Annotated in this window: 12 protein-coding genes; 8 read left to right on the top strand and 4 right to left on the bottom strand. The window is 47.6% G+C overall.

The features are described 5' to 3' along the window. Nucleotides 1-40: 40 nt before the first annotated feature. Nucleotides 41-1,687, bottom strand: a complete 1,647-nt coding sequence (locus ACMXI2_RS01925) for a UxaA family hydrolase (protein ID WP_483780038.1) — start codon at nt 1,685-1,687, stop codon at nt 41-43. Nucleotides 1,688-2,197: 510 nt separating this feature from the next. On the opposite strand from ACMXI2_RS01925, the gene ACMXI2_RS01930 reads away from it, so the two are divergent. The 7 genes from ACMXI2_RS01930 (at nt 2,198) to ACMXI2_RS01960 (ending at nt 11,770) form a co-directional block, all read left to right on the top strand. Further along, the gene (locus tag ACMXI2_RS01930) at nt 2,198-4,153 is read left to right on the top strand and encodes a heparinase II/III domain-containing protein (protein ID WP_483780039.1); all 1,956 of its coding nucleotides are present in this window, start codon (nt 2,198-2,200) and stop codon (nt 4,151-4,153) included. A gap of 140 nt (nt 4,154-4,293) precedes the next feature. Then, nucleotides 4,294-5,136: a 5-dehydro-4-deoxy-D-glucuronate isomerase gene (gene kduI / locus ACMXI2_RS01935; protein WP_483780040.1), complete on the top strand. Its 843-nt coding sequence runs from the start codon at nt 4,294-4,296 to the stop codon at nt 5,134-5,136. Nucleotides 5,137-5,158: 22 nt separating this feature from the next. Next, a complete protein-coding gene (locus ACMXI2_RS01940; protein WP_483780041.1) occupies nt 5,159-7,381 on the top strand; it encodes a DUF4861 family protein in 2,223 nt (740 codons plus the stop codon). 51 nt (nt 7,382-7,432) lie between these two features. Then, on the top strand, nt 7,433-8,194 hold the full coding sequence (locus ACMXI2_RS01945; RefSeq protein ID WP_483780042.1) for an SDR family oxidoreductase: 762 nt from the start codon (nt 7,433-7,435) through the stop codon (nt 8,192-8,194). A 30-nt stretch (nt 8,195-8,224) separates the two neighbouring features. Further along, nucleotides 8,225-9,277: a LacI family DNA-binding transcriptional regulator gene (locus ACMXI2_RS01950; RefSeq protein WP_483780043.1), complete on the top strand. Its 1,053-nt coding sequence runs from the start codon at nt 8,225-8,227 to the stop codon at nt 9,275-9,277. Nucleotides 9,278-9,298: 21 nt separating this feature from the next. After that, entirely contained in the window at nt 9,299-10,495 is a 1,197-nt protein-coding gene (locus ACMXI2_RS01955; RefSeq protein ID WP_483780044.1) for a glycoside hydrolase family protein, read from the top strand. Nucleotides 10,496-10,513: 18 nt separating this feature from the next. Continuing rightward, entirely contained in the window at nt 10,514-11,770 is a 1,257-nt protein-coding gene (locus ACMXI2_RS01960; RefSeq protein ID WP_483780045.1) for a DUF2264 domain-containing protein, read from the top strand. Here the strand turns inward: ACMXI2_RS01960 and ACMXI2_RS01965 are convergent. The 3 genes from ACMXI2_RS01965 to ACMXI2_RS01975 all read right to left on the bottom strand — a co-directional run bounded on the left by ACMXI2_RS01965 (nt 11,757) and on the right by ACMXI2_RS01975 (nt 17,813). Further along, nucleotides 11,757-12,281 (bottom strand): N-acetyltransferase family protein, encoded by a 525-nt coding sequence (locus ACMXI2_RS01965; RefSeq protein WP_483780046.1) that lies wholly within the window; start codon nt 12,279-12,281, stop codon nt 11,757-11,759. The two genes, ACMXI2_RS01960 and ACMXI2_RS01965, sit on opposite strands and share 14 nt — an antisense overlap. A 19-nt stretch (nt 12,282-12,300) precedes the next feature. Continuing rightward, nucleotides 12,301-16,233 carry a Pls/PosA family non-ribosomal peptide synthetase gene (locus ACMXI2_RS01970; RefSeq protein ID WP_483780047.1) on the bottom strand — a complete coding sequence of 1,311 codons (3,933 nt, stop codon included), beginning with the start codon at nt 16,231-16,233 and terminating at the stop codon, nt 12,301-12,303. 734 nt (nt 16,234-16,967) lie between these two features. Beyond that, entirely contained in the window at nt 16,968-17,813 is an 846-nt protein-coding gene (locus ACMXI2_RS01975) for a bifunctional helix-turn-helix domain-containing protein/methylated-DNA--[protein]-cysteine S-methyltransferase (RefSeq protein ID WP_483780048.1), read from the bottom strand. A gap of 521 nt (nt 17,814-18,334) precedes the next feature. Between ACMXI2_RS01975 and ACMXI2_RS01980 the strand changes: the two genes are divergently transcribed. Next, nucleotides 18,335-21,478 carry a SusC/RagA family TonB-linked outer membrane protein gene (locus ACMXI2_RS01980; RefSeq protein ID WP_483780049.1) on the top strand — a complete coding sequence of 1,048 codons (3,144 nt, stop codon included), beginning with the start codon at nt 18,335-18,337 and terminating at the stop codon, nt 21,476-21,478. Nucleotides 21,479-21,485 lie beyond the last annotated feature (7 nt).

Here is a 21,485-nt window from a genome sequence, read left to right on the forward strand (position 1 = left end):
CTCAGCATAATCAGCGTAATCCTGAGAAAGACAAAATCCGCTACAAGGAAACACCCCGTTTCCACGGAATAAAATCATCCTGGTTGAGTTGCTCTGCCTTTGTATACACCTCGCCACTGGCGGTTTGGATCACATATTCCAGGATTTCTTCACCCATACCGGCAATACTCTGTTCGCCGCTGATGATGGTACCGGTATTGACATCGATAATATCCTTCATGCGGGTAGCCAGTTTGGTATTGGTAGCCAGTTTCACTACCGGTGCAATCGGGTTGCCGGTAGGCGTACCAAGCCCTGTGGTAAACAGCACCACGTTGGCGCCGGAACCCACTTCTGCTGAAGTGGATTCAACATCATTGCCGGGTGTGCAAAGCAGGTTCAGTCCGGGTTTGGTTACATACTCTGTATAATCCAGTACATCCGTAACCGGTGAGGTTCCTCCCTTTTTCGCCGCCCCGGCAGATTTGATGGCATCGGTAACAAGGCCATCTTTGATATTTCCCGGAGATGGATTCATGTAAAAACCGGAACCCACCGACTGGGCCTGGTTTTCATATGCGCGCATAATGCGGATGAATTTATCGGAGGTTTCTTCTGTCTGACAGCGGTTAATCAGTTCCTGTTCCACTCCGCACAGTTCCGGGAATTCGGAGAGAATGGAAGTACCACCCAGCGCCACCAGCAGGTCGGAAGTATGACCTACAGCCGGGTTAGCTGAAATACCGGAAAATCCGTCGGAGCCGCCGCATTCCAGCCCGATTACCAGCTTGGAGAGCGGGCTCGGCTGTCGGGTCAGTTTATTGGCTTCTACCAGCGCGAGGAAAGTATCTTTAATGGCGGCAGACAGCATCGCAAATTCGGAAGCGCTTTTCTGCTGCTCGTATACCAACACTGGTTTGTTAAAGGCCGGGTTAAGTTTTTTCAGTGATTCCTGGAGGATAGATACCTGCGCGTGCTGGCATCCCAGGCTAAGAATAGTGGCTCCGGCAACATTGGAGTGATGGATATAACCGGCCAGCAGGGCGCATAGAGCGTCTGAATCCTGGCGGGTACCCCCGCAGCCTCCTTCGTGCGTGAGAAATTTGATACCATCAATATTCGGGAAAACTACATTACGTTTATTCGTTTCCGTTAGTGCGCCTGCCTCATAGTTTTTAATGGCTTCCAGGTCGCCGCTTTTATAAAGGGAAACCAGGTCCGTTACCTGTTCGTTATATACTTCGGCAGGAGAAAAACCAAGTCCCTTTTCGAAGGCGGTTTTAATCACACTTACATTCCTGTTTTCACAAAAAACCAATGGAATCACCAGCCAGTAGTTACGGGTACCTACCTGGCCATCAGCCCGCTGGTAGCCCATAAAGGTGCGGGTTTTCCATTTACTCACATCGGGCGCCTGCCATTCCAGGGCGCTGTCTTTTTCATGGAATGCGTTGGCATCATGAATCACATTTTCTGTGGTAATAGTTTCGCCCTTCCTGATACTTTTGCTGGCTTTGCCTACCAGTACGCCATACATCGTGATGGGATCGCCCTCCCGGATGTCATTTATCAGGAATTTATGTTTAGCAGAAATATTTTGTTGCAGTTGAATGTTATGTCCGTTAAATGAGATATCGGTTCCTACCGGTATATCCTGTAAGGCTACCAGCACATTATCATCAGGATGAATTTGTAAATAAGCGTTCATAAGAGCTAAAGTAGTAAATAACTGCTCCGGCTGGTGATAGTAAAATGTTAATCCATGATAAGATTTTGACTATTTGACTATACCGCTGGAACACCTTATGGGAGCAGGTCAGGAATGAATTATAAATTGTTAATCGGCTATCAGTGCCATTTAACCACCCGGATGTATAAATGTCCTGATCCGGTAATATTGATGCAAACGTTTGTAATTCACCTATATTTTGATATTTTTGATTTATCAGCGCAGGTTTCCGTCGAGGAAGCCAACAAATTCCATCGGAGAAACTGAGGAGATCATTTTGAAGATGCCGGTAATCTGAATTGCTGACCTGAAGCGGTGTGATCCCGGCTGAAAAGACAGCGCCCCGCCCATGCACTCCGGCGTGAACAATTGAATAACAGGTATGGCAACAAATACAAACGTTTACATCATAGCGTGTGTTTGGAAAATATACCATCCCTTTAGCCTATTATTTAATCCTGTTTTTATCTTATTAAAAATAAATGTCAAATGCACGTTAAAAAACTGATCTGCGCGGTGCTGCTTTTTTCAGGTATTAGTATAGCCGGCAACGTTAGTGCCCAGGATGCCGGTAAAGCCAGAAATTATTTATACGAAGAATACCGGCAGAAAGGGGGTGCTGCTGCTTTTAAGGATATTATTCTGTGGAGGGAGCAACGATACAGATCTGTTATGGAGAAGATTACGGCCCTGCCGGCCGTCAGCAAGGAGATATTACTGAAGGAAGCTGATAAGGGATTGTCGTTCGACTGGCCTTCATTACCTGCTACTTTATATCTTCAGTACCGTGATAATGGTAACCGCGTAAATTTTGAAAATGCGCAGTTTCAACGCCGTAAAGTATTGTCGGCGTTAGTGGCGGGAGAACTGGTGGAGGGAAAAGGAAAATATATACCGCAGATCGTAAACGGTTTATGGCTGATCCTGGAAGAAAGCACCTGGGTGTTGCCCGCACATATCGGCGCACAGAAAGCCGGCAGTGGTTTGCCTGATCCCGCGGAACCGGTGGTGGATCTGTTTGCCGGTGAAACTGCTGCTACACTCAGCTGGGCGCAGTTCCTGCTGCACGATCAGCTGGATAAATTTTCCCCTGTCGTAAATAAACGGATCACCTATGAACTGCAACACCGCATTGTGGAACCTTACCTGAAACGAACCGATTTCTGGTGGATGGGATGGGCTGGCCGCACCGTGAATAACTGGAACATCTGGATCAATACCAATGTTTTACAAACGGCCTTGTTAGGTATAAATGAAACGGATATACGAAATAAGGTGATAGAGAAGGCGATCCGCAGCGCGGATAATTTCGTGAACGGATATCCTGATGATGGCGGCTGCGATGAAGGTCCCACTTACTGGGGGCATGCGGGTGGTAAACTCATCGAATTTATTGATCTGTTGAACAGCGCTTCTGCACATCGGCTAAGCTGGAGTAACAATGAACTGATTCACCGGATCGGCGCCTATATTTATAAAATGCACGTAGACAGCAGCCGGTTTGTGAATTTTGCAGACGCTTCTGCCAGCACCATTCCACCTGCGCATACCGTGTATTTATACGGAACCGCCTTTCATGATCCGTTGCTGATTAACTTTGCCGCTTACCTCTCACGGCTGGAGAACCCCGACAGTAACAGGATTAAAACGCCCTCCCTGGCTTTCTTTGTGTATAACGTGGAATATCGCAGTGCTTTGTTATCAGCCAAAGCAGCAGCCCCTTATACCGCAGAAAACTGGCTCCCTGATTTGCAGGTATTGTCTCTCCGTTCTGAAGCTGGCGTATCCAAAGGCTTATTCCTCGCCGCACAGGGCGGGCATAATGCAGAAAGCCATAATCATAACGACGTTGGAAATTTTGTGCTGTATATGGATGGAAAGCCGGCCATTATCGACGTTGGCGTGGGCACCTACACAAAGCAAACATTTAGTGCCGACCGGTATAAGTTATGGTTCATGCAATCGCAATGGCATAACTGCCCCACTATCAATGGCGTTCAACAGCATGATGGCCGGCGGTTTCAGGCTACAGCTGTGCAGTACAGCCATAATAAGTTGAGTATGGATATTGCCGCTGCTTACCCGGAAGCTGCAATGGTGCAATCGTGGAAACGTACATTTACATTCAACCCTGCCAAAACCTCCCTGCAATTATCAGAGGCATACCAGTTAAAAGAATGGAAGGAGCCCTTCCTGCTGCACTTTATGACCTGCCTGCCTGCCGACACCGGCACACCCGGAAGAATTGTGCTAAAAGGCGGAACAGCAAACCTGTTACTAACCTACAATCCTTCCTTATTTGAAGTAGCAACGGAACAGCAGGAGATAAAAGACAGCCGTTTATCACCGGTATGGGGCGACCACGTAACTCGCATCAGTCTGAGGGCCCGGAGCCAGGCACTAACCGGTAAACATTCGGTGGCATTTGTGATGCGCCGAAAATAGGGGTGAGTATAACCATCCTGAAAGACATTTTTTGAATAAATGCTTGATTTTTGCAAACGTTTGCATTACTTTAGAGCTTTCACCAGCTGAATAAGCACCAGCAGTTACCAGATCAATAAATAAAAACATTCAAACATCATATGAGCACCACGTTCGAATCAAGATATGCCAGCAGTCCGGCTGAAGTGAAACAAATGGATACTGCACAACTCAGGCAGGCATTTTTAATGGAGAAAATTTTTGACGCCGATCACATCGCCTGGACACATACACATTACGACCGGTACCTGACCGGTGGAGCAATGCCCGTGAAAGGGCCGGTGGCACTGGAAACGATTGACCTGCTGAAAGCAGCCTGTTTCCTGGAGAGAAGGGAACTGGGGATGATCAACGTTGGTGGTGATGGCATAGTGGAAGTGGACGGGGAGAAATTTGAACTGGCGTATAAAGAAGCGTTATACATCGGCAAAGGAAAACAACAGGTGATCTTCTCCAGTAAAAACGCACAAACACCCGCTAAATTCTACCTGAATTCCACCCCTGCGCATCATAGCTACCCCACCCGCAAAGTGTCTAAAAAAGAAGCAGAAGTGGTAACACTGGGCGCGCTTGAAACTTCCAATCACCGCACTATCAATAAACTGCTGGTGAACAGTGTACTGGAAACCTGTCAGTTGCAGATGGGCATGACAGAGCTGCAACCTGGCAGCGTATGGAACACAATGCCGGCGCATACGCACGACAGAAGAATGGAGGTATATTTCTATTTTGAAGTGCCGGAAGGCCAGTCCGTATGCCACTTTATGGGACAGCCGCAGGAAAGCCGCCATATCTGGATGCAGAATGAACAGGCGGTTATTTCACCGCCCTGGTCTATTCACTCCGGCGCTGGCACCAGTAATTATACTTTTATATGGGGTATGGCCGGTGAGAACCTCGACTATAGCGATATGGATCATTGTAAGATCACGGAACTACGTTAATGAACTGATAATAGCTGCTATCATGATGCTGAGAAAAATTATCGCAGGAAGCTTGCTGGGCTTGTCTTTCCTGCATGCCGGTTTGCCGGTGCATGCTGCGGAACCCGTTACCGGCCGGCATGCTACGGTTTTCACTGATGCTCATACCGCCGCCGCGGTAAGGGCGCAAATGGAAAAAGTGGCTTCCTGGCAATGGCGCCATATTACTGCCAATGGCTGGAACCACGCGCCCACCGACTGGACCAATGGAGCCATGTACGCAGGTATGATGTCGCTGGCGCAGGTAACATCCAATCCTTTTTTTGTGAACCGCCTGGTACAGGTGGGTAAAGACAATAACTGGAACACAGGACCGGATCGTTTTTTTGCAGATGAATACTGTGTAGGACAGCTCTATTCACAACTAAACAGTGTGTATAAAGATCCGGTAATGACCGATAATTTCCGTAAGCTGGCAGATAGCATTGTGGCAGCGCCGCATACAGAATCACTCGAATGGAAAGATGGTGTTCATCACCGTGAATGGGCATGGTGTGATGCGTTGTTTATGGGACCTCCGGCGCTGGCTTATTTAAGCACTGCCACTGGTGATTCCCGTTACCTGGAAACCGCAGACAAGCTATGGTGGAAAACAACAGACTACCTGTATAATAAGCAGGATAGCCTTTATTACCGCGACGGCAGTTATATCGGCAAAAAAGAAAAGAATGGGACCAACGTATACTGGAGTCGTGGTAACGGCTGGGTAATGGGCGGCCTGGTACGGATGCTGGATAATATGCCGGCCGGTTACGCCGGAAAGGCACGTTTCCAGGACCTGTATAAACAAATGGCTTACCGCATAGCCGCCCTGCAAACTGCAGACGGTACCTGGCATACCAGCTTACTGGACCCGGACAGCTATCCGGCAAAGGAAACAAGCGGCACCGGTTTCTACGTATATGCGTTGATGTGGGGGGTGAACAACGGGCTTTTACCGGAGAAGAAATTTTTACCGGTGATACAGAAAGGATGGGAAGCGCTTACCGGTTGCGTGCAACCAAATGGTAAACTGGGCTTTGTTCAGGAAATAGGCGCTGCACCCGGAAAAGCTACTGCTAACGACACTGAAGTATATGGCGTAGGTGCGTTCCTGTTAGCCGGTTCGGAACTGATTAAATATGACCTCCGGAAAAATACTGCTGCTCACCTGATCATCTCCAATAACACCGGCATCAACAGGATAGAAGAAGTTACAGAAGTTCCTTATTCCGCTTTCAGCGCGAAATTATCCAAACAAACGTTGAAAGGTTTTAAACTAGTAGATGTACTGAGCGGACAGGAAATTCCTTATCAGTTGATTTATGAAGGTGGCAAATCAGCAAAGAAGATATTATTACAGGTAACGCTGCCCGCTGCTGCAAGTTTGTATGCCGCAGTAGTAGAAGGCGCCCCGGCGCCGGTAAAGGCGAAAGCATACGGTCGTTATGTACCTGAGCGCAAAGATGATTACGCCTGGGAAAATGACCGTATGGCGTACCGCATGTATGGCAAGGCGCTTGAACTGGTGCCGAAAGAAATGGCCTATGGTATTGATGTGTGGGCGAAGCGTACAACCGATATGGTGATCGACACCTGGTATAAACTGGATAACTATCACCACGACAATGGACAGGGACTGGACTATTATAGTGTGGGCTTAACACTTGGCGCGGGTGACACAGCGCCATCCGGACAGGATACTATCTATTTCCCGAAAAACTACCGGCAGTCGAAAACCCTCGATAATGGTCCGTTGCGCACCACTTTCTCCCTGACCTACGACACCTGGCAGGCGGGCAACACAGCCGTTACTGTTACAAAAACTATTTCCCTGGATGCGGGTTCCCAACTCAATAAAATGCAGGTACAGTACAGCTTCAAAGGAAATGACATCCCCGTGGTAACCGGTATCGTAAAACGCAAAGAGCCGGGTACCGTATTGCTGGACGAAAAAACCGGCGTAATGGGCTACTGGGAGCCCGCTCATGGCGACGATGGTACGCTGGGTATAGGCTGCGTTTTTGCCCGGGAAGTACCGGGAATGAAAACAGATCGTGTACATTTGCTGAGCCCCGGAACAGCAGGGAGTCAGCAGCCATATGAATACTATTTCGGGGCGGCCTGGAACAAAGGCGGCAGGATCACTTCTGCTGAAGAGTGGTTCAGCTACCTGGAAACATTCGCTCAAAAGATTAAACAACCCTTACAGGTAACGATTCAATAACTTTTCCGGCAGGCCACCAGTGGCCTGCCGGAAAACTCCAACTTATTCATCATGGATTTATTTCAGTTAAAAGGAAAAACTGCGCTGGTTACCGGCTGCAAACGCGGCATAGGAAAGGCGATGGCGGTGGCACTGGCTTCGGCAGGCGCGGATATTATCGGGGTGTCAGCCTCCCTGGAGGGGAGTGGCAGCGAAGTGGAAAAAGAAGTAAAGGCATTGGGCCGTAATTTTAAGGCTTATCAATCCGACTTTTCTAACCGGACCAGCCTCTATGCATTTATTAAGCAACTGGAACAGGACGTTCCGGTAATAGATATCCTGGTGAATAACGCAGGCACTATTCTTCGTAAGCCCGCCGCAGAACACCCGGACGAGTACTGGGACGAAGTGATTAACATCAACCTGAACGCCCAATTTATCCTGACCCGTGAAATCGGGAAAGGAATGATTGCCCGTGGAAGCGGAAAAGTTATCTTTACGGCATCTTTGCTCACCTTCCAGGGCGGTATCAATGTGCCGGGATATGCAGCCAGTAAAGGAGCCGTTGGATCGCTGGTAAAAGCATTTGCCAATGAATGGGCTTCTAAAGGAGTGAATGTGAATGCAATTGCCCCGGGATATATTGCTACGGATAATACCGCGGCCCTCAGGGCGGATCAGCAACGCAGTAGCGCCATACTGGACCGTATTCCGGCCGGCAGATGGGGTGAACCGGAAGATTTTGCCGGACCAACGATATTCCTTGCCTCAAAAGCGGCTGATTACATACATGGTACAATCCTTACAGTGGATGGTGGCTGGATGGGAAGATAACAGAACACTTACAGCTAATAGTCTCTATACATGAGCAAACGTACCGAAAAAACAATTGTGGATATTGCAGAAGAACTGAAACTCTCTGTATCTACTGTTTCACGCGCCCTGAATGATAATCCTAACATCAGCGCACGTACGAAAGATAAGGTGAAGAAGATGGCCCGTAAACTGGGTTATCGTCCTAATGCCTTAGCCGCCGGTTTGCGCAACAACAAAAGCAAAACTATCGGGCTTATTGTTCCGCGTATCTCCATGTTCTTTCCTGCTGCTATCAGTACCATCATCCAAAACAAACTGCAGGAACACGGATATAACCTGATCATCTGCCAATCCAATGATTCCTACGAACAGGAAATAGCACTGGTAAATACGCTGTACTCCGCACGGGTAGATGGATTGGTGGTATCCACTACGTTATACACCACCGACTTTTCTCATTTCGATATATTCAAGGATAACAACATTCCACTGATATTTTTTGACAGGGTACCCAAAGATTACAATGTAAAAGTGATTAAGGGAGATGATTATGTAGGAGGTTATACCGCCACTGCCCACCTGATAGAAAAAGGATGTAAAGATATTGTTCATATTTCCGGACCGCTGAGCTGTAACCTGTATGTAGAAAGAGTATCAGGGTATAAGAACGCCTTGCAGGAGTTTAAGCTGCCGTTTAAAAAAACACGCGTATTTTATCACGAACTCACGCGCGATAACGCCTGGCAAACCTGCGAAAAAATATTCTCGCAGCCACCATTTCCGGATGGCGTATTTGCATCTAACGATACTACTGCTATTACTATTATGGAGTATTGTCGTAAGATCAATGTAAGAGTGCCGGAAGATCTGAAAATAGTAGGGTATTCCAATGATCCCCGAACAGAAATCGTTACTCCGCCTGTTACCAGCGTAGACCAGTATCCGGCCATGATGGGAGAACGGGTGGTAGCCGCCCTCATGGAACTGATCAATACCACCCCTTCCAGCGTACCTCGTTATTCACAGGAAATAATACCTATTCAACTGATAGCCCGCGAGTCCTCTGCTGGTACCGCCAGGAGCAGCGGAAAAAAGAAATGATCATACTATAATCACGTTATTATGAAAAAGAACCTGTTCTTTACGATACTGTTATTGCCTGCATTTTTAATGCAATCGTATGCGCAAGCGGGTAAAGCAGATAAAGCCTTACTGGCAAAGGCAGATGCCACATTGCAATTTGCCGCCAGGCAGTATAAGCTGATGATGAAGCATGTCCCCGACAGCTTGTTACCCCGTACCACCAACACGAAAGACGGCAGCCTGATGACGTCTAACTCCACCTGGTGGACCTCCGGTTTTTATCCCGGCGCCAACTGGTATCTTTTTGAATACACCCAAGATCCGGCCTTTAAAAACGAAGCCCTGAAAAGAATGGCGCTTGTACAAAAAGAACAGTACAATACCCACACCCATGACCTGGGCTTCATGATGTATTGCTCTTTTGGCAATGCCCTGCGCATCACAAAAGATACAGCTTACAAAGCTATCCTGCTTACCAGTGCAAAATCATTATCCACCCGGTTTAATCCAACCGTAGGTTGTATCAAATCATGGGATCATGGCGCCTGGAAGTTCCCGGTGATCATTGATAACATGATGAACCTTGAACTACTGAACTGGGCCACCCGTGAAAGCGGCAACAAACAATTCGCGGAAATTGCACGCATCCACGCCAATACCACTATGAAAAATCATTTCCGCCCGGATTACAGCTCTTATCACGTAGTGGATTATGATCCTGCTACCGGTGCAGTAAATGAACGTAAAACACACCAGGGACTGGCAGATAGCTCTGCCTGGGCACGCGGGCAGGCATGGGGCCTCTATGGTTATACCCTTATGTACCGCGATACAAAGGATAAATCTTACCTGGAGCAGGCGTGTCATATTGCAGACTTTATCCTGAACAACCCGCATATGCCGGCCGACCTGGTACCTTACTGGGACTATGATGCACCGGATATTCCCAACGCACTGCGTGATGTATCTGCTGCATCAGTAGCTGCATCTGCACTGCTGGAACTAAGCCGCTACACAGGCAAAGCAGACGGCAAACGGTACTGGAACGCCGCAGAAAAAATGCTGACAAGCCTTTGCAGCCCGGTATACCTGGCAAAGGAAGGAGAGAACAATGATTTTATATTGATGCATAGCGTAGGCCACCTGCCTAATAAATCGGAAGTGGATGTACCGCTTACCTACGCCGATTATTATTTTGTAGAAGCATTACTGCGGTATAAACAATGGGCGAAATAACGCCGTAAATTTATTTGCATGGACAGACGTTTTTTTATCAAGGCTATTCCTATGGCAGGAGTAGCCAGCACCATAGGCACAGAAAAGGGATTGCTGAAAGCAATGACCGCTGAAAAGCCTGCGCCCGGCGACAGGGAGTATAATGTGGATCTGATGATTCGTATATGCGGCCCCGTTATAGAGCAGCTGAGCAAAGGAAAACTGAAAGCCACCATGCCTACCGAAGTGGCGCCCAGCTATGGAAAGCCGGTGGATAAAGTAACCTATCTCGAAGCATTTGGCAGAACCCTCGCCGGTATTGCACCCTGGCTGGAACTGGGGGAAGATAATACAATGGAAGGCAGCAAACGTATTGACATGCTGGAGATGACCCGTAAAGCCATAGCAATGGCGGTAGATCCTGCCTCTCCGGACTATATGAACTTTACCGGTAAGTTTGATGCGCAACCATTGGTAGATGGCGCTTTCCTTGCACATGGTTTACTACGCGCTCCCAAACACGTTTGGGGCAAGCTTACTCCCAAAACACAGCAACAGGTTATAGATGGCTTGATCAGCTTACGCAGCATTAAAGCATTTACCAATAACTGGGTATTGTTCTCCGCCATCATTGAAGCCATGCTGCTTAAATTCGGCGCCAACTGGGACCGTAAACCAATAGACCTGGCCGTACAAAAAATGATGGAGTGGTACAAGGGCGATAGTATGTATGGTGATGGTGCGCATTTTCATTACGACTATTACAACTCCTTTGTCATTCATCCCATGCTGGTAGACGTACTGAAGGTGATGGCAGAAAAAGAAGAAAGCAGTAAAGCCAGTTATGAACTCGCACTAAAACGGATGCAACGCTATGCTGCTATTCTTGAAAGACAGGTATCTCCTGAAGGAACTTTCCCGGTAGTGGGCCGCTCGATGCCCTACCGCAATGCGGCTTTCCAGGCATTGGCGCAAATTGCATTAGAAGAGAAATTACCGGAAGATATATCCCCTGCACAGGTAAGATGCGCACTAACGGCGGTGAATAAACGAATATTTGAAACGCCCGGCACCTTTGATAAAAAGGGCTGGCTGCAGATTGGTTTCTGCGGGCATCAGCCGGAAATCGCAGATGTTTATACCTCCACGGGCAGCCTGTATTTATGCAGTACCGGCTTCCTGGCATTGGGGTTACCTGCTTCAAATCCGTTCTGGTCGGCGCCTGCGCAACCGTGGACATCAAAGAAAGCATATGCCGGGGTTCCTGTAAAGAAGGATCACGCTATTGATTATTAATGAACAACGGAACCGGTTTCTTTCCATCAGGAGTTAGCCACTTCTCATATACGAGCCGTACCGGTTCATAATCTTTCGACGCGAGGAACTGTTGCATACGATGGTTATTGGCCAGCGTATACCTTACTATTCTGCGTATGCCCATCTCTACGTATATCCGTTCCAGTTCTTCATTCATCATCCTGTAAATACCCTGTCGGCGGAATTCGTTTGCCACATAGCCATCAGATACATACAGGGTGTTGCCGGTATAATCTTCAATCCGGCTTTCATCCGGTTCCTCCAGGTAGGCAAAGATGAAGCCTGCAGGTTGTGCATCAGCATATGCCAGCAAACAGGTACCACCACAGGTTTCCTGCGTTTCCATTACGTGTTGCATGTAGCTGGAAGCAATGCTTTCCCAGCGGGCTGTTTTCAGAAAAAATGTTTTTTCCGAGAGATGCAGCTGCTCCATCATGCTGTTGATAAGATCATAGTGATCTCTTATCTGTATGGATCGGATGGTGATCATTTTCGTATATACGGTAACGTTATCCAGGTTTAACCGGGCTGCCTGTCCAGCTGGTGCCCGGTTGTAATTTTTCTCCTTTCATTAACAATGAGAGGGGTGCAATGTTTACATCATCGCCTATCTCGCTGTCGTACAGGATGATAGATCTTGCGCCAATGCTGCTTCTGCGGCCTATTTTAATGGATCCTATCTTCATTACCCTGTCTTCAAACAGGTGTGTCTGGGGACCACTGTCTTCATTCAGCACGCTGTCGGTGCCTATTTCCACCATGTCAAACTCCGTGATATCAGCGGTATTCAGTAATACGCGGCGGCCTGTTTTTACGCCCAGCAGGCGGAGTATTACCGGCAGCCAGGGCGTTCCTTTCAGGTATTCCAGCAGGAACGGAATAGAAAGCGCTTCGTAAGTAGAAGTAATCGCTTCACTGCGCCATACATTGGACGTCCACATGGGACTTTGCAAAGCCTTGTATTTGCCTACAAGGATCCATTTGAGCAACACCGTGAAGAGGAATGCGGGCAGCCCCAGGAAAAAGAGATAATAAAAAGGGAACTGCAGCAGGATCATCCACCAGGTTTCATCTGTTACGAGGTCGTGGGCATAGGCGATGAACAGGATACTGCAGCAGATCACCACTGTTTCGGGGATCAGGATGCGTATAAACTCCACCGTAGCCCTGGCCAGTTTGCGTTGTGGTGATGGGTGGGTGGTTAGTTCCGGTGGAAAGAAATGACTTTCCTGGCGGCGTGGCAGCGCAATGGCCGGCGAACCAAACCAGTCGCGGGCTGTACTTGCTGCCAGTTGTTCTTTGGAAGGCGGTGTGGATAACACGCCTATCAGCATATTCTCCGGTAATTCATATCCCTGCGGTATCAGGGCGCTGTTGCCTACAAAGCTGGTATGATGGATAATTGTTTTTTCCAGTATCAGTTGTTGCCCGCGTACATCGGACTCGCCGAGTGTTACCGCATCCGCAATAAAGGCGCCGTCGCCGATTTCCAGCAAAGGATGGGTAACGCTGCTGGCGGTAGATACTTCTGTATTGCGGCCTATCTTAGCACCCAGTGCGCGGAATAACGAAGAAATATATACCGTGGCAAAAATAGGATGGATCACAATCAGGGATAACGACATCAGCTGATCAGCGAACCATTTACGGGCATAAAATGCGCTGTAAATAGGGTAGGTGCCCGGCTTGATGTCCCATTGCAGTAAACGGGTGAGCAGTACTGTCTGCCCGGTAAATAAAATAATATAACTCAATGCCAGTGCCGGTGTGATCACCATATAATTAAAGTTATAATCCGGCGCTGCATTATCCATCTGGTTGAGGGTAATGATCGTAGGCAATAACGGCAATAACACTGTGAATGGAAATACCAGCAGGAACAGGGAAAAGATAGCGCTGTATTTTCTGCGGGTAGCTTTTGATACGGGCAGTGGTTGCGGCAGATCACTGATACTTTTGGTTACTTTTAATACTGCCGGACTACCCTGCCATACTTCGCCCGGTTTCACGGTACTGTTGGCGGGCAAAAAGCTGAGATCCTGTAATTCGCTCCAGGCTTCCATTACGGTATCACCTCCAATAACAGCACTACTGCCTATGTACGCATGATCGCCAAGATGTACGGTACGCAGTTTCAGCAGGCCATCTTCCACAAAAGCATTATCAATCACTGCCTGTGAACTGATACTTACATCACTGCCAATGGTAACAAGATCTTCTGCGCCAATGGTTACCGCGCCGAGTTGCGCATCCGGCGCTATTTTCACGCCCAGCATCCGGAGATAAGCGGGGTATAGCGGTGTGCCATTGAGGAACTGTGAAGGCATGAGGCGCTGGATTGTTTTTACCAGCCACCAACGGAAGTAATAAGTACCCCATAAAGGATAATCGCCTGCTTTCATTTTTCCTATCACCAGCCATTTGGTACTGATAATAAGAATAGAAAAGAGAGGCGGCAGCAGGCAAAACATGATGAGCGCGGTGAGGATAGCATATCCCAGGTGGCTGGTATCCTGTTCTACATAATAATATCCCAGGTAGGGAAGGAATATCTGCATGGCAAATAATCCGAAAATCACGAGTACAGCAATGGTTTGTGCTATCCAGCAACTGAGGTGGCGCCACCACGGCACTTTATTAAAAACACGATGCGGCTTTTGAGCCGACTGTGGCTGCGCAGCCCATACATTTACCAGTTCCTGCAGGGGGCGGTGTATATAAATATCTTTGAGAGATGCGTTCGGCACATTGGCTTCCCGGCGCAGTCGTGATACAAAAGCTGCTGCCAGCAATGAGTGTCCTCCGAGGTCTGTAAAAAAGTCCTGCTGAAGATCGATTGTCCTGTCCGGAAATACCTTTGCCAGGATAGCGCTGATCCTGTCGGCAATAGGTGCATCCGGATCAATGGCTTCATGGGTGGTTACCTGTGTAAAGGCGGCAGGCAGGGGCAACGCTTTGCGGTTTATTTTACCGCTGGGCAGGCGGGGCATATCTTCCAGCGCTACGATGGTACCGGGTACCATATAGGGTGGCAATGTTTTGGCGAGTGTTGCGCGGAGGGAGGATTCCTCAAAAGGGGAATCATCTTCGGGTACAATATAACCCACCAGCTGGTCCTGGTCGTTGCTGTCTTTTTTTACAGCTACAGCCGCTGCGGCGATACCGGCAATGGCATGGAGCTGGTTTTCAATTTCTCCCAGTTCAATCCTGTATCCACGTAGTTTGATCTGATCATCCAGGCGGCCCTGGAAGTCGATGCTGCCATCCGGTAAAATGATGGCGGCGTCGCCGGTGCGGTACAGGCGGTTGCCGGGCAACTCCGTCATGGAGGATGGTTTGTCCACAAATTTTTCCCGGGTCAGTTCGGGGCGGTCAATGTATCCGGCGCCTACTCCGGGTCCTGAAATAACAAGTTCCCCGCGTTCGCCTACCGGCAGTATATCCAGTTTTTCATCTACCACGGCCATGTTGTAATTAGGCAGTGGCTGGCCGATGGTGATATAGTCTCCGGGCCTTAGTACGGCGAAAGTAGCGCTGACGGTTGTTTCCGTAGGGCCGTAACTGTTATAGAAATAACGGGGAGGCGCTGCCCACCTGGATAATACCTGTGGTGTACATGCTTCGCCGCCGGCATTGATGAGGCGTAGTGTGGGGATGTTATCATCCATAATGGCGAGCAGGCTGGGAACGGCATGCAGTACGGTAATTTTCTCCCGGCGCAATACATCGCCCAGTTCATCAATGGCCTTCGCGGTAGTAGCGTCGGCCACCCAGAGAGTGGCGCCGGCGAAGTAACTAAGCCAGGTTTCTTCACACCACATGTCAAAGGATACGGAGAAGCCCTGGTACACCTTATCGGCGGCGCGGATATTCAAAACGGTTTGTTCTGCCCTGATAAGGTGGCAGATCTGCCGGTGACTGATCGGAATGCCTTTGGGTTTGCCGGTACTGCCGGAAGTGTATAATACATAGGCAAAGTTTTCGGGTTGTGGTCCTGCGTGAAGCGTGAATACTTCAGTGCTGTCGGGCACCGGTGGTATGGATAATACAGGGGCTTCCAGTTGCAGGGCAACTTCACTGAAGCAGGCGGCAGCCTTTACTTCTGTAAGCACGCCCTCCACTCTTTCTGCGGGCATTTCCCGGTCGAGCGGAACATAAGCTGCACCGGCTTTTATGATGCCCAGTATTGCAGCGTGCAGCTCCAGGCTGCGTGGCCACCAGATGCCTACTACATGGCCGGGGCCTATTCCTTTGGATTGCAGGAATGCGGCGATGGCATCGCTCCAGTGATCCAGCTGTTGATAAGTAAGTGTTTGTTGCTGGAATATTAATGCAGTGTGATGGGCATGTTCCTGCACCGTTTGTGAAAAGATATCTGCCAGCGTTTCATGATGAAGCAGCTCTGGCTGTTGGGGCCCTTTAACTATACTGTAAACATTCATAAGTTCGCGTTCCCGTAGGTACTTTGGTGTTTGGTACAGCAAAGTTAGGGGTAAGAATCGGAGGGCCGCCTTATAATACGCTTAAAAATACACAGACTACTATCCAGGCGCCATCCCGGTATGGGTTGGTGTAAACAGCCTTTCCCAGGCTTCCGCGGGAGTGATTGCAAAAATGCGTCGGATGCCGGTTTCCCAGCCCTGCGGGGTAGTCAGTCCTACAGGTTTCTTTCCGGAGGCCATCTTTTTTTTATGGAAAGGTCAGAAAACACGTAGATATTGGCATATGTAAAGGGTTGATACTAAATGTGGAGATAATTTTTAGTGCGGTCTGCAAACAAACAGGAAATTTATATATGAAAATGTAAAATTATTTTTTATTTTTAAGGTAACCTATTAAGCACTACTGAGCATCTGCGGGAGGATGTGTTTATAGCAAGCAACCAAAATCTGAAAAACAGGAGTATCACAAACGATAAACTAACTTGATTAACATCTAAACCAGACGCTGATCTTTCGTGAGAGAACTAATGCTCATGCCCTGCAGGCATGTTGATGACGTTTATACAATGGTGATATTTTGACTTTTCTGATAAACTTTTTTTTTCCTCGTCTAACCGGCAGGCACTATTTAGTGCTGGTCCTTTTTTTCATAAGCAAAAACGGGGCTGTCCTACACAAGCGGGCAGCCCTTTGTTTTTTGTCTTTGCAGCATGTTTGATAAGATAACAGGATGATTATATTTCCCCTCCGGCGGCATTCCCTTTCTTTGCGGCTTCCCAGCCGATGATGGCGCTTTTACGCGTGCTGCCCCAGTGGTATTGCCCCGTGTCGCCGGTAGCTTTAATTACGCGGTGACAAGGGATCAGGAATGCCACAGGATTCTGCGCTACTGCTGAACCTACCGCACGGGAGGCATTTGGGTTTTGAAGGGTACTTGCCAGCTGGGAGTAGGTGGTTAAGTTACCCATCGGAATTTTCAGGAGCGCTTCCCATACTTTCAGTTGAAAGTCCGTTCCCCGCAAATGCAGTTTTATTTCCGACAGCCGGCTCCAGTCCTGCGTAAAAATATACAGGGTGTTTTGCTGTATGAGATCCACCATCTGGGTAAACTGCGCATGGGGGAATTGTGCAGTCAGCTCCTGCAGGGCAAGTTGCTGATCGTCTGCAAAAGCCATGTGGCAAATACCTTTGGAAGTGGATGCCACTATGATATCGCCAAACGGACTCTCAGCAAAACTGTAATTGATGCGTAATGCCTTTCCGCCGTTTTTATATTCTCCCGGTGTCATACTTTCGATATTGATAAACAGGTCGTGCAGGCGGCCGGTACCCGAAAGACCTGCTTCAAAGGCGGCATCAAACACGGTCACCTTTTCTTCTCTCAGCATCGTTTTGGCGTAATCCAGTGTAAGGTATTGCAGGAACTTTTTAGGAGTTACCCCTGCCCACTCTGCAAATACACGTTGAAAATGAAATGGGCTCATATGTACCGCCGCAGCAATTTCCTGTAAGTCGGGCTGTGTTTTGAAATGCGCTTTAATATAGTCTATTGCCGTGGCAATGGTGTTATAATGATTCATAGCCTCCATGTTTTTAAACAAAGGTAGCCTCGTGAATATCGGTAAAAAACCCGGTTATTGCGGATTAAATCCCGCTGCCTGATATCCCTGTTATTAGTATGTTTTATAAAAACAGATGCAAGGGGAATAAAAAAATTCGGGTGAGAATTAAATATATAAGCCGCTGATAGCTAAATGTTAGCCTGTTGAAAAATCGTTTTTGGAGAAATGAATATTAAGTAATATTTATCACTGCGATGAAAAGTTAAATTTCTTTTTTATTTTTAAGCAACCAGTAATATTTACTGGTGAACCTTATTGTGTGCATTTGCACTGTAACAGCAACCAAGAATCTGAATCTAAACCTTTATTATTATAACTAAAACCTTAAAACCCAGTACTGTATTGTCTTTTAGCTAATGTAATAACCTGGTCATTTTAACGCATTTCAATTCGGTTTCATAAGCCGGAGCAGGATGTCTATTGCCAAAATCTTGATACCACCATTGTAATTTTTTATCAACAATTAAATCTAAACTGACATGAGGAAACTTCTACTCGTGCTGGCAGGTATGCTATTGATAGCCACCTCGCTGCTGGCACAGCATCCCCGCACTGTGAAAGGAAGGATAACAGACGATACCGGTAATGGATTACCTGGTGTTTCTGTGAGCTTACCCGGCGGCAGAACAGGCACTGTTACTGATGCAAAGGGCGAGTTCTCGCTTTCTGTACCTGAAAATGTTAAGTCGCTGAAAGTATCTTTTGTAGGATACGAAACAAAAACGCTGCCTATCACAGGCAATTCTACAGGCAGTGTAATCCTGTTGCCCGATTCAAAATCTATTTCTGAAGTAGTGGTAGTAGGTTATGGTACGCAACGTAAAAAAGATGTAACCGGCAGCATCGCCTCTGTGAAAGGCGGCGCCATCGCGGAATTGCCGGTACAAAGCTTTGAGGCTGGTTTAGGTGGCCGCGCAGCAGGTGTGCAGATCACAGTACCCAACGGAATCGTGAACAACCCGCCGGTATTCCGTATCCGCGGCTCCAATTCTATTTCCATGAGCGCTTATCCGTTGATCGTTATTGATGGCGTACCCGCATTTTCAGGAGATGTGGGCGCAGGTATTTCCAGCTCTCCGCTGAACCCATTATCAAGTATCAACCCTGCCGATATCGCGTCTATAGATATCGCCAAAGATGCTGCTGCTACTGCTATTTACGGTAGCCGTGCTGCCAATGGCGTAGTGTTTGTAACAACCAAAAAAGGTAAGGCCGGCCGCCCCAAAGTAACCTACGATGGCTGGGTGGGTACAACCAAACCTACACGCCTGCCTACTGTATTGAATACAGAACAGTTTCTTGAAATGAAAAATGAAGCGTTGAAAAACGCCGGTAATGCGGATCGATATGTAGCTAACCTCGATGCCAATGGTAAAGTGATTGATACCAAATGGATGGATGTGGTGTACCGCGACAAAACAATATCGCAGAATCATAACGTAAATGTTTCCGGTGGTTCGGAAAGTACCAGCTATTACTTTTCTGCAGGGTATACCAAACAACAGGGTATCCTGAAAAAAAATGACTTCGCCCGTAAAAGTCTCCTGTTCAGTATTGATCAGCAATTGGGAAAAGCATTTTCCATCGGTGCGCGCATGTCTTACTCCAATGAGCAAAGCCTCATCTCCGGATCTTCCGGCTCGCTGGAAGGGGAAGCCTTTAACTCCGGCGGTCTTGCCCGTCTCGCTTTCCTCACTTCTCCATTAGTATCTCCCTTTAACAATGATGGAAGTTATAATACCAGTGGTTCCGGTATGAGCGGTGGAAAAAATACACTGCCTATCGGTATCTACAATCCGCAGGTACTGCTGGATATGGATCATTCCAATACAGAAGCCAGTCACATTCAGGGCAACATTTATCTGCAGTTGAAACCTGCTGAGTGGATCACCTTAAAAACCCAGTATGGTGCAGATTACATCCTGATGAACAACGATATTTATCTCAATTATCTGTCGGGCGATGGCGTGTCTTCTACCGGTGATGTTACCAGTATTTATACACAAAACAAACGTTGGGTATGGACCAATACGGTACAACTGGACCGTTCTTTCGGTAAGCACAACCTGAGCCTGCTGGCAGGTTTTGAACAACAGCGCGATGCACGCGAGCGCTATGGTTTGCGCCGCCAGAAGCAGATGGACAACTATTTCAATAATAGTGAAGGAGGCTGGCTCACGGATCTGTCGCGTTATTTGCTGCGCAAAGAAAATTACCTGTTATCTGCCTTCTCCCGTTTAAATTATAATTACAATGAAAAATATTATTTAAGCGCCAATGTAAGACAGGACCAATATTCCGCTTTTGGTCCCAACTTTAAGAAAGGTACCTTCTATGGTTTTTCTGCAGGATGGGAAATTACGAAAGAAGCATTCTGGACAAACGCCGGTCTTAATAATGTATTCAGCAGCTTCAAGATCAGGGCCAGTCATGGCAAAGTGGGTAACTTCGCAGGTCTGGGCGACTACGACGCATTATCGTTGTACAAGCCTGCTCCCTACGGCGGTAGTTCTTCTATCTATTTTAACCAGGCGGGTAACCCCGATCTGAACTGGGAAACCAGTAAGAAAACAGATGTAGGATTTACCTATGGCATCCTGAATAACAGGATCAGTGGTGAGTTTTCTTATTACTATAATGATATTAACGGCCTAATCCTGTTTGTACCGCAAATGCCATCTGCCGGTATTCCTATTACCAGCACTACGGCTACTATTGCTACCATCCCAACCAACGTGGGCAGCATGTATAACAAAGGAATAGAGTTCAGTGTAAACGCGGTAGCTGTTGATAAGCGTGATTTCTCCTGGAACATCGGTTTCAACATTGCACATAACAAAAATGAAGTGACATCACTTGCCGGCGATATCACCGCGATTCCTTTTGTTACCAGCAGCCTGGAACAAACCAGCATCAACAAAGTGGGCTATCCTACCAGCATGTTGTACGTAGTACGTACTGATGGTGTGGATCCGGCAACAGGCAGAAGGATCTTTATCAATGCCAACGGCGACAAGGTATATTTTAATAATGCAGATGCTGTTAAGTATAAATATGAAGATGGCAAAACTGCTCCTACCGTGGGTGTGAAAGATGCGGTGGCGTATAAAAACACCAATCCGAAAGTACTCGGCGGACTGGAAAATACATTCCGCTACAAAGCCTTTGAGCTGAATGTACTGCTTACCTATCAAACAGGATTTTACGTTTATTACGGTAGTAATGCAGGGTTAAGAGATCAGCGTTACTGGAACAACAGTACAGATGTGTTAAGCAGATGGCAGAACCCCGGCGATCAGACTGATATGCCACGTGTTGTATACGGGGATAACATTTCCAACGGTTCTTCTTTTGCAATTGCCGCAAATGTTTTTAAAGGCGACTTTGTAAAATTAAGTACCGCCGCGCTCACTTACCGTCTTCCTGATAATATTGCAAACGCCATCCGGCTGCAGGGCGCCAAAGTGTATGTAAGAGGACAAAACCTTGCGCTGATTACAAAGTATCCTGGTCCGGACCCGGAAGTTTCTTCTAATGGTAATAATGCTTCCGGTCAGGGTGTTGACCGTAACACGCTTGGTAATGGAAGAACACTGACAGTGGGTCTTAATGTTAACTTTTAAATTGAAA

The sequence above is a fragment of the Chitinophaga sp. G7 BAM 1005 genome (assembly GCF_057126945.1).

Coding starts and splice junctions, on each gene's coding strand:
- ACMXI2_RS01975 (WP_483780048.1), bottom strand. CDS start 17,813: ATGAATCATTATAACACCATTGCCACGGCAATAGACTATATTAAAGCG.
- ACMXI2_RS01970 (WP_483780047.1), bottom strand. CDS start 16,233: ATGAATGTTTACAGTATAGTTAAAGGGCCCCAACAGCCAGAGCTGCTT.
- ACMXI2_RS01965 (WP_483780046.1), bottom strand. CDS start 12,281: ATGATCACCATCCGATCCATACAGATAAGAGATCACTATGATCTTATC.
- ACMXI2_RS01945 (WP_483780042.1), top strand. CDS start 7,433: ATGGATTTATTTCAGTTAAAAGGAAAAACTGCGCTGGTTACCGGCTGC.
- ACMXI2_RS01925 (WP_483780038.1), bottom strand. CDS start 1,687: ATGAACGCTTATTTACAAATTCATCCTGATGATAATGTGCTGGTAGCC.
- ACMXI2_RS01950 (WP_483780043.1), top strand. CDS start 8,225: ATGAGCAAACGTACCGAAAAAACAATTGTGGATATTGCAGAAGAACTG.
- kduI (WP_483780040.1), top strand. CDS start 4,294: ATGAGCACCACGTTCGAATCAAGATATGCCAGCAGTCCGGCTGAAGTG.
- ACMXI2_RS01940 (WP_483780041.1), top strand. CDS start 5,159: ATGATGCTGAGAAAAATTATCGCAGGAAGCTTGCTGGGCTTGTCTTTC.
- ACMXI2_RS01955 (WP_483780044.1), top strand. CDS start 9,299: ATGAAAAAGAACCTGTTCTTTACGATACTGTTATTGCCTGCATTTTTA.
- ACMXI2_RS01980 (WP_483780049.1), top strand. CDS start 18,335: ATGAGGAAACTTCTACTCGTGCTGGCAGGTATGCTATTGATAGCCACC.
- ACMXI2_RS01960 (WP_483780045.1), top strand. CDS start 10,514: ATGGACAGACGTTTTTTTATCAAGGCTATTCCTATGGCAGGAGTAGCC.
- ACMXI2_RS01930 (WP_483780039.1), top strand. CDS start 2,198: ATGCACGTTAAAAAACTGATCTGCGCGGTGCTGCTTTTTTCAGGTATT.